This window comes from Phytobacter sp. RSE-02, assembly GCF_040578655.1.
In the GTDB taxonomy this organism is placed as follows: Bacteria; Pseudomonadota; Gammaproteobacteria; order Enterobacterales; family Enterobacteriaceae; genus Phytobacter; species Phytobacter diazotrophicus.
This window is the reverse complement of record NZ_JBEULY010000001.1, coordinates 136,795-149,158: the sequence shown is the minus strand read 5'-3', so window position 1 is coordinate 149,158 and position 12,364 is coordinate 136,795. Positions and strand designations below refer to the sequence as shown.

Genomic DNA, 12,364 nt, shown 5'->3' with positions numbered 1-12,364 from the left:
TTGCCTGCAGTTTACGCCGGGGAGGAATAATCACCATGCCATTTAACTGAATGAGTTAGTTAAAAAAATTGCAGTTGGCGCACCTGCTCTTTCAGCAAAATCGTGCGTTCAGGATTGATTAAGGACAGTGCCGATGCGGCCTCCTGGCGCTGTGCTACCAGCAGCGCTTTGCGTCCCGAAAGCGCCCGTGCGTGGCAAATATCTGCCTCATTGCGCTTCTCTGTGAGCTGCATCCGTAATGCATTCAGGGGTAAATCGACCTGCATCAGCAACCTTTGCAACGCCCCCGTTGCCGAAGAGAGCGGGCGATGGGCAAAAGCAAACCCGGCCAGTTCCTGCCAGTCATCATCATTAAGGGTAGTCTCTGGACTGAAGGAAAGGGGTAACTTTTCCCCTTTCCAGGCATCAAGCCAGGGTAAATCTCGCGCCAGCCTGCGCTGCTCATTGGCGGCAAGCGCCTGTCCTGCCGCCGTCAGCGGCAATACTGCCATGGCGGTATAGCAGCCACTACTCGCCTCCCGGTGGCTGCCAAGCCTGACCAACTGGAACCCACATCGCTGCCAGAAATGCCACAGCGAAGCCGTATAGCCGAAACTCACCGAGAGGTAATCGCAGCCCGTCACATGCTGGCGGGCGTGCGCAATTAACGCCTGTCCAAGCCCTTCCCGCTGACGTGACGGATGGACGGCAATGCGGCTCACACGTAAACCGCGCAGCGTCGCAGCAAGCGGGCTGCCACCGTGGGCCGCCAGCGACTGCGCCACCAGATTCCCACGAGGGCGACGAAATCCCGCCCAGACAGCCTGGCTGAGTCCGGCTGACAATCCCCCCTCCTCCACCAGCCAGAGCGCTGCCAGTAATGCATCCGGCGTTTTCGTGAGCCAGAAATGTTGCCCCGGCGCATCCATCATACGACGCAAATCCAGAGGAGAGGTGCGGTAATGGGCGCTGGCAAGCAGCCGATAGAGTGCAGACGGAAGTGAGGGGTCCGTGGACCATGCGGATTGGTCAAGCGAAAGGATTGTCGCCTCGCCCGTCGGTTTCGTCAGTGCCGACGCATCGTCAAACAACAATACCCTGTTGATAAACGCTTCCAGCGGACAGCCTTCCGCCCAGCGCAAGGGAGTGTGCAACTGGCGGTGTATGAGATGGGGAAAACCGGCACAGAATTTTAATAAGAAGCCCTGACCGGTCCCTTCGTAACCTTGTACCGTGGTGGTCAACAATACATAACGGAACGCCGAGACGAGCGTCGTCAACAGCGGCCCCGGAATGGCTGCCGCTTCATCCACGACTAACCACTCTGACAGCAGCTCCCCCTGGGCAATGCGTGCGAGTAACGCATCCGGGGCAATAAAAGTCATTTCTCCGGCATAGTGTGCCAGCACATCCGTTGCAGAACGTCCCGGTGCGGTAACAATGGCCGACGTCGCCAGATGCGCAATATGCATACCCGCCAGGGCTGACTTCCCTCGCCCGCGCGGTGCCGTCACCACCATGACACCCGGCGGCATCGCGGCAAGTTCAGCCAGAATCGCTCTCTGTTCCTCTTCGGGCGCGCCTGTCGCGGCATGCCAGGCGGGGCGCGCAGAAAAGTCAGGGGGACGGAATGGGTGTGCGTGCGACCAGAGCATCACGTTTTCGTCTTGCCGCAGCGCCCGGTAAAAGTGTTCAACAAAGCGCGGCGTGGCAATCGGCTCGGCGGTGTCACTCCAGCGACAACTGTCGTTATCAGGCCGTTGCGCCCATGCATCAAGCGGCGGCGTAAGGAGGACCAGAAAACTGCCCGGTTTCAGCGTGCCGCTGAGCGCCGCGAGCGCGGCGACATCAAAACCGTAACGGGCATCCAGCACGGCATGGGTGAATTCGCGGCCAAGCAAGGTGGTGAGCGCACGCGGCGCGCAGTGTAGCGGCCAGTCTGTTGATTCACCTACCCACAGCCAGTCGCCGGGTAATGAGACGCGAAGGTGATTGGCCTGTTGCAGGCACACCTCACCTTCACCCGCGATAACCAGCAAACGGCGGATCCCCTGATCCGCCATTTGGGCACTCAATGCAGCTAATGACATTCAGATGTCCCGGTACCGAACACTAAAGCGTACCGCTAAACGTATTGCACTGGGCTGGGTCGCCGCTATCCATTCCGCGTTTGAACCAGTTATAACGCTGTTCGGAGGTGCCATGGGTAAACGTATCGGGGATAACCAGCCCCTGGCTACGTTTCTGCAATCGATCGTCGCCCATTGCTGTCGCGGCGTTCAGCGCCTCTTCCAGATCGCCTGCATCCAACACGCCTTGTTGTTGCATGCTGTGTCCCCAGACCCCGGCATAGCAGTCGGCCTGCAATTCCAGACGTACCGACAGCGCATTGGCTTCGGTTTGTGACGCATCTTGCTGGAGCTGGCGTACTTTAGCCTCGGTACCGAGTAATTTTTGCACGTGATGGCCGACTTCATGAGCAATGACATACCCCTGAGCGAAATCACCGTTCGCCCCAAGCTTATGCTTCATGTCGTCATAAAAGGAGAGATCAATATAGACTTTACTGTCCACCGGGCAATAAAACGGCCCCATAACGGATTGCCCGGTACCGCAGCCTGTTGTCACCCGGTTACGGTACATCACCAGTTTAGGTTGCTGGTAATGGCGCCCCATTTTTTCGAAAAGTTGCCCCCAGGTGTCTTCGGTCGTGGCGAAGATAACACTGGTGAATTTCGCCGCTTCATCTTCCTGAGGGCTGATGGAGCGCTGCTGAGAACTGTTGTCGACCGGTTCCCCGGTGATAAGGCCCGTTAAATCCACACCGTAGTAACTGGCGAAAATCACCACCACCAGCAGAATGATGCCGCCCTTACCGCCCGGCAGGCGAAATCCTGGCCCCCGAATAACGGGTCCGCCCGATTCATCGCGCCGGTCTTCAATATTGTTGCTTTCACGACGCCCTTGCCAGCGCATAACCACCTCATTATCTAACGTATTAATAATGATCGTAGGCGGTTGCGGGGAGGATTACCATAAGAAAAAAGAGGCAAGGAACCAGAGGATGCGCGCATCCCCCGGTTTGCTGCGGATTATCGCTTAGTCCAGCTTAACACCCAGGCGATGGGCAACGGCTTCGTACGCTTCAATCACGCCGCCCAGGCTCTGGCGGAAACGGTCTTTGTCCATTTTTGCCAACGTTTCTTTATCCCACAGACGGCTACCGTCCGGTGAGAATTCATCGCCCAGAACCACTTCACCTTTGAACAGACCGAACTCCAGTTTGAAGTCGACCAGGATCAGGCCTGCGTCATCAAACAGTTTTTTCAGTACATCGTTCGCTTTGTAAGTCAGCTCTTTCATGCGCGCCAGGTTCTCTTTGCTTACCCAGCCAAACGTTTCACAGTAGGAGTCGTTCACCATCGGGTCATGCATGGCATCGTTTTTCAGGAACAGATCGAACAGCGGCGGATTCAGCTCGATGCCTTCTTCAATTCCTAAACGTTTTACCAGTGAACCCGCAGCACGGTTACGCACCACACACTCTACCGGTACCATGTCCAGCTTTTTCACCAGGCATTCGGTATCGGACAACAACGCTTCCATCTGAGTTGGGATACCCGCTTCTGCCAGTTTGCTCATAATGAAATGGTTGAATTTGTTGTTAACCATACCCTTACGCTCGAACTGCTCAATACGCGCGCCGTCCCCTGCTGACGTATCATTGCGGAATTCGAGCACCAACAGGTCCGGGTTTTCCGTGCTGTATACGGTCTTCGCTTTGCCACGATACAACTCAGCTTGCTTTTGCATCTTTGTCACTCCAGGTGTGATGATTTAACTAAAAAAGCTATTTTACACCGACGCACACGTTTGCGTCAGCCAAATAAAAAAAGGCCGGAGGTATCCGGCCCTTATTATTACTTGTTAAACGCGGCCTCAAACGCTGCCACCAGGGCGTCGTTTTGCGACTGCGTTAACGTATGACCTTTCGGGTCAATAAACTGGAGGCTACTGCGGTTATCTAAATCACCGACCTGCAGTTTATAGTCGCCAGACGCCAGGCCCGGGTCACGCGCGCCCAGATCGCGCCATGCGCTATCGGACAACGGTTTGTAGGTGACGGCCATGCTACCAGTAGAACGGGTGCTGTCGGTCACTTTCATGCCCACTTTTTCCAGCACTGTCGGCAGGCGCTGCCACACTACGTTAAACGGACCACGCACCACCAGCATCGGCAGACCGGTATCATCCGCGCCGGACTGAACATCAAGCGACTTCACGCTGCGGTTTTCGGCGGCAGCCTGAGCGTCAGTGGATGTTTTATCCAGGCTCTGGGAGATAACGTTCAGCATTTCCGTGCTGTAGCGCTGTAACGATGCGCTATCTGCAACCGGCTTACCCGCCTGCTCCAGATTTACGAGTTTAACGGTCACCGCCTGCTGATAACCCTGCGGTTTCACCGAGATTTGATAACGGCCACGATACTGCTGATCTTCATCGAGGCGGTTCCAGTCAACCCAGTCGGTCGTTAACGTCTGACTGGCGTCGTCACGCTTCGCGATGGCGTAGTTTTTCGCCTGGATAATGCTGACAACCTGCGGCCACAGGTTTGTGTTGCGGCCATTTTCAACCAACAGGGTTGCCGTATCGCCAGTAAACTGAGTGCGCGCACCCGTTACCAGTGCCAGCGGCTGCGCCGGCGGACGGATATCCAGCTCTTTACCCACAGCACCACTGCCGTTAGTGGCAGGAATGTTATATTCGCCATTCTGCACCGGCAGGATCATGCCGGCTGGCGCATGAAGTTCCGCAAGCGGCGCGGCATCCAGATAGGACTCGTCACCACTGACCTGACGTTTGTAGCGTGAATCCGAACTGCAGGCAGCGAGTAACATTACAAATGAAACTCCCGCCACCTTCGCCAGGCGCGACTTCTGTACTGAGTAAGCCATCAAATCTCCCTAAACTTTACAGCAATCCGGCATGCTTAAGCGCGGAGCGAACCACTTCACGACCGTGATCGGTGATCGGTGTCATCGGCAGGCGCAGCGTATCGGTTGCCACAAGCCCCAACTCCTTACATGCCCATTTCACCGGGATAGGATTGGGTTCGACAAATAGTTTGTTGTGTAACGGCATCAGGCGCTTGTTGATCACACGCGCTTCGGCGAACTGCCCTTCCGCTGCCAGTTTGCACATGTCGGCCATATCACGTGCCGCCACGTTCGAGGTAACGGAAATAACGCCGTGACCACCGAGTTGCATAAAGTCCATCGCGGTTGCATCGTCGCCGCTGAGCAGCAGAAAGTCATCTGAAACCAGCTCTTTGATCTGATGAACGCGACTTAAGTTCCCGGTCGCTTCTTTAATACCGATAATATTTTTAATTTCCGCCAGACGACCCACGGTTTCCGGCAGCAAATCGCAGCCGGTGCGCGATGGCACATTATACAGAATCTGGGGCAGATCGGTGTGTCCAGCGATGGCTTTGAAATGCTGGAACAGGCCTTCCTGTGTCGGACGGTTGTAATAAGGGGTTACTGTCAGACAGCCCACGATGCCGCTGTCATTGAAACGTTGCGTCAGGCTGATGGCCTCCGCGGTGGCGTTTGCGCCAGTCCCTGCGATGACAGGAATACGCCCGTCTGCCAGTTCCAGCGTCATCATCACCACATCCCCATGTTCTTCATGGCTGAGCGTGGCGGATTCCCCGGTCGTTCCTACAGAAACAATCGCCGATGTTCCACTGGCGACATGGTAATCAATCAGTTTTTTCAGGCTTGGCCGACAGACTTTACCGTTATCATCCATTGGCGTAACAAGCGCGACTATACTTCCCGTGAACATGGGCCATCCTCTGTGCAAACAAGAATCTCAATGGTACGTGTGGTGCTGTAATAAAAGCAAGTGACGTGAGGCGTTCCGGCGGTTGTATGCCGGTTTTTTTTATGCTTTCCTTATGATTATCTCAGGTTTGACAGGAAGCACAGGTTTGACTGCCTCATCACAACATTTTCTGGTTATTACTGCGCTGGGTGCCGACAGGCCAGGTATCGTTAATACCATCACGCGCCACGTCAGCAGTTGCGGTTGCAACATTGAAGACAGTCGTCTGGCTATGCTGGGAGAAGAGTTCACGTTTATTATGCTGCTCTCCGGCTCATGGAACGCTATTACGCTGATTGAATCAACGTTGCCACTTAAGGGCGCAGAGCTGGATTTATTGATCGTGATGAAGCGTACCGCCGCGCGTCCTCGCCCTGCCATGCCTGCCACCGTCTGGGTTCAGGTTGAAGTCCCTGACTCGCCGCATCTGATTGAGCGTTTTACTGCCTTGTTCGACACCTTTCAGATGAATATCGCTGAGCTGGTCTCCCGCACACAACCGGGCGACGCCACCAGGGCCGCGCAGCTTTTTATTCAGATAACCGCTCACAGTCCTGCCTCGCAGGACGCATCAAATATTGACCAGGCATTCAAAGCCCTATGTACAGAATTGAATGCACAAGGCAGTATAAACGTGGTCAACTATTCACAGCATGATGAACAGGATGGAGTTAAGTAATGAATCCACTGAAAGCCGGTGATATCGCACCGAAATTTAGCTTGCCGGATCAAGACGGAGAACAAGTAAATTTGGCCGACTTCCAGGGACAGCGTGTTCTGGTGTATTTCTACCCGAAAGCGATGACGCCAGGCTGTACCGTCCAGGCATGCGGCCTGCGCGATAACATGGATGATTTAAAGAAAGCGGGCGTTGAAGTGTTGGGTATCAGCACTGACAAACCGGAAAAACTTTCCCGTTTTGCCGAAAAAGAGCTGCTGAACTTCACGCTGCTGTCCGATGAAGATCACCAAATTTGCGAGCAATTTGGCGTCTGGGGTGAAAAGACCTTTATGGGCAAAACCTACGACGGCATTCACCGCATTAGTTTCCTTGTCGACGCCGATGGCAAAGTCGAGCATGTTTTTGATGATTTCAAAACCAGCAATCATCACGACATCGTGCTCAACTGGCTGAAAGAGAACGCCTAAGCGGGCTCAAATTGCATCACCCCTCTTCCGGGCGTCCCGTCTAAGGCCGCCCTTATTTTCTGTTTTTGCCTCTCCCGTCAATTATTTGAAGTTGATCACACTTTATCACTCATTTCGACACTAGTGCCGACAATGGCGACTTATCGCTCGCCCCTGACCATCACTTTTGTTTGTTCACCACCACAAAACCACACAACTCACTGATAAATATTGTTTTTAACATCTGGCATGACTTGTGCTTAAGAAGGCTCAACGATTTTCTCGCTTTCTTCTCAAGGAGCCGACATGAACCGCTTTGTGATTGCAGATCCCGAGTGGTGTATAGGATGCAATACCTGCCTTGCCGCGTGTTCGGATGTTCATAAAATTGAAGGGTTGCAGTACCACCCACGATTAACGCTGGTTAAAACGGACACCAAAACCGCGCCGGTCATGTGCCGACACTGTGACGATGCTCCCTGTAAACAGGTTTGCCCGGTGAACGCGATTTCCTTCAAGGATGACGCGGTCTATCTCAACGAAACGCTCTGTATCGGCTGCAAACTCTGCGGTCTGGTCTGTCCGTTCGGTGCGATTACCCCGTCAGGCAGCCGTCCACTCAACATCCCTGCACGCTACGAAAACTTCGTTCCGGAAGAACAACTCCGGGATGTTCCCGCCAGCCCGCCAACCATGCAGCCGTTTTTACGCTGGAATGCGGGTGTACAGACTATCGCCGTCAAATGCGACCTCTGTCACTTCCTGCCGGAAGGTCCCGCCTGCATCAGATCCTGTCCAACACATGCGCTGCATCTGGTGCAGGAAGACGCGCTCAATAAACAGTTGAAAGCGCGCCGGCTGCTGGCCGCGCTCAACACGACGGACATGAACTTCGACTCTTCTTCACCCACGCCGGAGCAACGCTAATGGATGCCCTGCAATTATTGATGTGGTCAATCTTGTTATATGTCGCTGGCGGCGTCGCGTCACTGTTACTGGCCCGCCAGGAGGAGTTGGCGATTAAGGTCGCCGGTCTGTCGGCGATGGCGGGCGGATTACTCGGTCTGGCGAGCGCCGTCAGCGCGTTAACGGGGGCGCAGACGCTGCACTGGCAGGCCGTCGGCCCCTTCGCGTTTGCCCATTTTATCGTGCGGATGGACAGTCTGGCGGCCTTTATGGTGCTGGTGATTTCCCTGCTGGTGACCGTCTGCGGCCTCTATTCGCTCTCCTACGTGCGCGAATATGTCGGCAAAGGTGTCGGCGCGATGGGCTTCTTTATGAACCTGTTCATCGCATCGATGGTCGGTCTGGTAGTGATGGACAACGCGTTCTGGTTCATCGTGCTGTTTGAAATGATGTCGCTGGCCTCCTGGTTTTTGGTCATCACCGATCAGGACGACGAATCCATTCACGCCGGTCTGCTCTACTTCTTTATCGCCCACGCCGGGTCGGTACTGATCATGGTTGCCTTCTTCCTGATGTGGCGCCAGAGCAGCAGCCTGGATTTCGCCAGCTTCCGTGAGTTGTCGCTATCACCGGGCGTCGCCTCCGCCGTCTTCCTGCTGGCGTTCTTCGGTTTTGGCGCCAAAGCGGGGATGCTGCCACTGCACAGTTGGCTACCGCGCGCACACCCGGCCGCGCCGTCACACGCGTCGGCATTAATGTCGGGGGTGATGGTCAAAATTGGTATCTTCGGGATCATCAAAGTCGGTATCGATCTGCTCGGACATAGCGGTATTCCGCTGTGGTGGGGCGTGGTGGTGCTGGCCTTCGGCGCAGTGTCGTCGGTGCTTGGCGTGCTCTACGCGCTGGCAGAGCATGACATCAAACGCCTGCTTGCCTGGCACACGGTTGAAAACATCGGCATCATTTTAATGGGCGTCGGCGTCGGCATGGCTGGCATTGCGCTCCACCATCCGGTGATCGCCGCCGTCGGTCTGCTCGGCGCGCTTTTCCATCTGCTCAACCACGCGTTGTTTAAAGGGCTGCTATTCCTCGGCGCCGGGGCGATTATCTTTCGTCTGCACACACGGGATATGGAAAAAATGGGCGCGCTGGCCAAACGGATGCCGTGGACCGCAGGCGCGTTTCTGATTGGCTGTCTGGCCATTTCCGCCATGCCGCCGCTCAATGGCTTTATCAGTGAATGGTATACCTACCAGTCGCTGTTCTCCCTCACCCGCGTGGACGCCATTATTCCCCGGCTGGCAGGCCCCATCGCCATCGTCATGCTGGCTATCACCGGCGCACTGGCCGCGATGTGCTTCGTCAAAGTTTACGGTGTGAGTTTCTGCGGTAACGCGCGCAGCGAAAAAGCCGACCATGCGCGGGAAGTCCCCTGGCCGATGGTGATTGCCATGTGTCTGCTGGCGCTGTTCTGCATACTGGCAGGTGTCGGGGCGAATCTGGTTGCGCCACACCTGCTGCACATTGCCCAGTCGCTTTCCTCCCAGCAAACGCTGGCCGTGGCGCAAGGCGCAACGCTGATGCCGGGTGACGCGCAGCAGGCAGTGCTGACGCCCTCGGTGGTCTTCCTGCTGCTTATCGCGATGCCCATACTGCCGGGCCTGTTCTGGTACATCAACCGTCACACCCGTGGCAACTTCCGGCGCACCGGTGATGCATGGGCATGCGGCTATGCCTGGGAAAAAGGGATGGCCCCGTCTGCCGGCAGCTTTACACAGCCCCTGCGTGTGGTATTTGGCCCGCTTTATCGCATGCGTAAACAGCTCGATCCTGCCCAGCCGTTACAGCGCAGCCTGGGGGGCGTGACTATTGCTGCCACCCGCACAGAGCCGTTCTGGGACGACAAAATCATCCTGCCGCTGGTCGGGATAACCAAACGCATTGCCCGTGCGGTGCAGTATCTGCAAAGCGGCGATTTCCGTCTCTATTGCCTGTATGTGATCGCCGCGCTGGTGATCCTGCTGCTGACTATCGCCGTCTAAGGAGGGAGAGAAGATGATACAACCAACCCCTGACTGGTCACTGGGTCTGTTTGCCCTCTGCCAGGCGGCGTTTCTGCTGGCATTAACGCCATTATTTACCGGCATCTCCCGGCAGATTCGCGCACGGATGCACTCTCGCCAGGGTCCTGGCGTCTTACAGGACTATCGCGATCTGCAAAAACTGCTTAAGCGCCAGGAGGTGGCTCCGGCCTCGTCCGGCATGATGTTCCGCGTCATGCCCTGGGTGCTGCTGAGCAGCATGCTGGTGGTGGCGATGACATTGCCGCTGTTTGTGCGCACCTCGCCTTTCGCCGGTGCGGGTGACTTAATCACCCTGATTTACCTGTTCGCCCTGTTCCGCTTCTTCTTTGCGCTCTCCGGCCTTGATACCGGCAGTCCGTTTTCCGGGATTGGCGCCAGCCGCGAACTGACGCTCGGCATCCTGGTGGAACCGATGCTGATTCTCTCGCTGCTGGTGCTGGCGCTGCTGGCCGGGTCGACCAATATCGGCGCGATCAGCACCACGCTGGCGGCCGGTTGGGTCTCCCCTGTTGCTACGCTGCTGGCGATGCTCGCCTGTGGATTCGCCTGTTTTATTGAGATGGGCAAAATCCCCTTCGATGTTGCAGAGGCGGAACAAGAGTTACAGGAAGGGCCGCTGACCGAATACTCCGGGGCAGGACTGGCGCTGGTGAAATGGGGGATCGGCCTGAAACAGGTGGTGATGGCCTCGCTGTTCCTGGCGCTCTTCTTCCCATTCGGCAATGCCGGCTCGTTGACTGTCGGAGCCATGCTGCTTTCGCTGGTCATCACGCTGGTCAAATTACTGGTGGTGTTTGTCATTGCGTCAGTGGTGGAAAACTCGCTCGCTCGCGGGCGGTTTTTACTGACGCACCACCTTACCTGGCTCGGTTTTAGTCTCGCCGCGCTGTCATATGTTCTTTGGTTAACCGGTCTGTAAGGAGCGCTGAATTACTATGGAAACAATTGCCCTGACGACCCTGCTCCTGCCGTTTATCGGCGCGCTGGTCGTCTCTTTGGCCCCCAGACAGACCGCCCCCATGCTGTCCACCGTGTTCGCGCTGCTGGCAACTATCGCCACGGTCGCGCTGGCGGTGGGCTTTCATGCCGCAGGCAGCGAGGTTGTAGATATCCCGCTGCTTAGCGCCGGACAGATAGCGTTGTTCGGGATGACGGTAGACAAAATCAGCACCCTGATTCTGTTTGTGGTGGTCTTCCTCGGTCTGCTGGTGGCGCTCTACTCCACGGGATATCTGACCCGTGGCAATAAGGAACACCCGCACGATGGCAGCAATCGCTACTACGCATTCTTGCTGATTTTTATCGGCGCGATGTCCGGCCTGGTGCTCTCCTCCACGCTGCTGGGCCAGTTGCTGTTTTTTGAAATCACCGGCGGCTGCTCCTGGGCGCTCATCAGCTATTACCAGTCCGAGAAATCCCAACGCTCGGCGATGAAAGCGCTGCTGATCACCCACGTCGGTTCGCTGGGCTTGTATCTGGCGGCGGCCACGCTGTTTCTGCAAACCGGCACCTTCGCGCTGAGCGCCTTAAGCCAGTTAAACGGCAGCGGCGCCTTAATCGTCTACGGTGGGATTTTGTTTGCCGCCTGGGGGAAATCGGCGCAACTGCCGTTGCAGGCCTGGCTGCCGGATGCGATGGAAGCGCCGACGCCAGTCAGTGCATACCTGCACGCCGCGTCGATGGTGAAAGTGGGCGTTTACATTTTTGCCCGCGCTATTTCCGAAGGTGGGCAGATCCCGGAAGTCATTGGCTGGGTCGGCGTCACCATGGCGACCATCACCCTGGTGTACGGTTTCCTGATGTATCTGCCGCAAAAAGACATGAAGCGCCTGCTTGCCTGGTCGACCATTTCCCAACTGGCGTGGATTTTCCTCGCCCTGTCGATGTCGATTTTCGGTTCGAAAATGGCCTTCAACGCGGGGATTGTTTACATCTTTAACCACGCCTTCGCCAAGAGCCTGTTCTTCCTGGTCGCCGGGGCACTCAGCTATAGCTGCGGTACGCGTATGCTGCCGCGTCTTCGTGGCGTGATGCGCACGCTCCCTATCGCCGGGATCGGCTTTTGCGTTGCGGCGCTCGCCATTACCGGTGTGCCGCCGTTCAACGGTTTTTTCAGCAAGTTCCCCCTGTTTGCCGCCGGGTTCGCCCTCTCCGATCAGCACCCCATTCTGCTCGCGGTGATGATCCTGGCGCTGGTGGAATCGGTCGCCAGCTTCGGCTGGTTTATCTACTGGTTCGGGCGCGTGGTGCCGGGTGAACCCAGCGAAGAGGTGGCACAGGCGGCACCGCTACCGTATGCCATGAAACTGGTGCTGGGGATTCTGGTGGTGATGTCGCTGTGCTCAAGTCTCATTGCCGCAGCGTGGATTGGATAAAGG

General features: G+C 56.3%; 11 protein-coding genes. 6 read left to right on the top strand and 5 right to left on the bottom strand.

Translation table 11 applies throughout. The features are described 5' to 3' along the window. Positions 1-59 precede the first annotated feature (59 nt). The 5 genes from ABU190_RS00650 to dapA all read right to left on the bottom strand — a co-directional run bounded on the left by ABU190_RS00650 (position 60) and on the right by dapA (position 5,829). Positions 60-2,069: a GNAT family N-acetyltransferase gene (locus ABU190_RS00650; RefSeq protein ID WP_354690096.1), complete on the bottom strand. Its 2,010-nt coding sequence runs from the start codon at positions 2,067-2,069 to the stop codon at positions 60-62. Positions 2,070-2,091: 22 nt separating this feature from the next. Further along, positions 2,092-2,955: a neutral zinc metallopeptidase gene (locus tag ABU190_RS00645; RefSeq protein WP_354690095.1), complete on the bottom strand. Its 864-nt coding sequence runs from the start codon at positions 2,953-2,955 to the stop codon at positions 2,092-2,094. A gap of 123 nt (positions 2,956-3,078) precedes the next feature. Then, complete coding sequence (purC, locus tag ABU190_RS00640) at positions 3,079-3,792, bottom strand: phosphoribosylaminoimidazolesuccinocarboxamide synthase (protein WP_039079709.1); 714 nt, start codon at positions 3,790-3,792, stop codon at positions 3,079-3,081. Positions 3,793-3,899: 107 nt separating this feature from the next. After that, positions 3,900-4,934, bottom strand: coding sequence for an outer membrane protein assembly factor BamC (gene bamC, locus ABU190_RS00635; RefSeq protein WP_039079708.1), 1,035 nt, complete (start codon positions 4,932-4,934; stop codon positions 3,900-3,902). Between the two features lie 16 nt (positions 4,935-4,950). Next, positions 4,951-5,829: a 4-hydroxy-tetrahydrodipicolinate synthase gene (gene dapA / locus ABU190_RS00630; RefSeq protein WP_071193403.1), complete on the bottom strand. Its 879-nt coding sequence runs from the start codon at positions 5,827-5,829 to the stop codon at positions 4,951-4,953. A gap of 145 nt (positions 5,830-5,974) precedes the next feature. On the opposite strand from dapA, the gene ABU190_RS00625 reads away from it, so the two are divergent. The 6 genes from ABU190_RS00625 to ABU190_RS00600 all read left to right on the top strand — a co-directional run bounded on the left by ABU190_RS00625 (position 5,975) and on the right by ABU190_RS00600 (position 12,361). After that, positions 5,975-6,547, top strand: a complete 573-nt coding sequence (locus ABU190_RS00625) for a glycine cleavage system transcriptional repressor (protein WP_197687997.1) — start codon at positions 5,975-5,977, stop codon at positions 6,545-6,547. Continuing rightward, complete coding sequence (gene bcp / locus ABU190_RS00620) at positions 6,547-7,017, top strand: thioredoxin-dependent thiol peroxidase (RefSeq protein WP_039079706.1); 471 nt, start codon at positions 6,547-6,549, stop codon at positions 7,015-7,017. The genes ABU190_RS00625 and bcp overlap by 1 nt, the downstream gene beginning before the upstream one ends. A 285-nt stretch (positions 7,018-7,302) precedes the next feature. After that, complete coding sequence (locus ABU190_RS00615; protein WP_354690094.1) at positions 7,303-7,923, top strand: 4Fe-4S dicluster domain-containing protein; 621 nt, start codon at positions 7,303-7,305, stop codon at positions 7,921-7,923. After that, positions 7,923-9,944 (top strand): hydrogenase 4 subunit B, encoded by a 2,022-nt coding sequence (hyfB, locus tag ABU190_RS00610; protein WP_354690093.1) that lies wholly within the window; start codon positions 7,923-7,925, stop codon positions 9,942-9,944. The genes ABU190_RS00615 and hyfB overlap by 1 nt, the downstream gene beginning before the upstream one ends. A gap of 13 nt (positions 9,945-9,957) precedes the next feature. Continuing rightward, a complete protein-coding gene (locus ABU190_RS00605) occupies positions 9,958-10,905 on the top strand; it encodes a respiratory chain complex I subunit 1 family protein (RefSeq protein WP_039079703.1) in 948 nt (315 codons plus the stop codon). Between the two features lie 16 nt (positions 10,906-10,921). Beyond that, positions 10,922-12,361 (top strand): hydrogenase 4 subunit D, encoded by a 1,440-nt coding sequence (locus tag ABU190_RS00600; RefSeq protein WP_354690092.1) that lies wholly within the window; start codon positions 10,922-10,924, stop codon positions 12,359-12,361. Positions 12,362-12,364: the final 3 nt, after the last annotated feature.

Coding starts and splice junctions, on each gene's coding strand:
- ABU190_RS00650 (WP_354690096.1), bottom strand. CDS start 2,069: ATGTCATTAGCTGCATTGAGTGCCCAAATGGCGGATCAGGGGATCCGC.
- ABU190_RS00645 (WP_354690095.1), bottom strand. CDS start 2,955: ATGCGCTGGCAAGGGCGTCGTGAAAGCAACAATATTGAAGACCGGCGC.
- purC (WP_039079709.1), bottom strand. CDS start 3,792: ATGCAAAAGCAAGCTGAGTTGTATCGTGGCAAAGCGAAGACCGTATAC.
- bamC (WP_039079708.1), bottom strand. CDS start 4,934: ATGGCTTACTCAGTACAGAAGTCGCGCCTGGCGAAGGTGGCGGGAGTT.
- dapA (WP_071193403.1), bottom strand. CDS start 5,829: ATGTTCACGGGAAGTATAGTCGCGCTTGTTACGCCAATGGATGATAAC.
- bcp (WP_039079706.1), top strand. CDS start 6,547: ATGAATCCACTGAAAGCCGGTGATATCGCACCGAAATTTAGCTTGCCG.
- ABU190_RS00615 (WP_354690094.1), top strand. CDS start 7,303: ATGAACCGCTTTGTGATTGCAGATCCCGAGTGGTGTATAGGATGCAAT.
- hyfB (WP_354690093.1), top strand. CDS start 7,923: ATGGATGCCCTGCAATTATTGATGTGGTCAATCTTGTTATATGTCGCT.
- ABU190_RS00605 (WP_039079703.1), top strand. CDS start 9,958: ATGATACAACCAACCCCTGACTGGTCACTGGGTCTGTTTGCCCTCTGC.
- ABU190_RS00600 (WP_354690092.1), top strand. CDS start 10,922: ATGGAAACAATTGCCCTGACGACCCTGCTCCTGCCGTTTATCGGCGCG.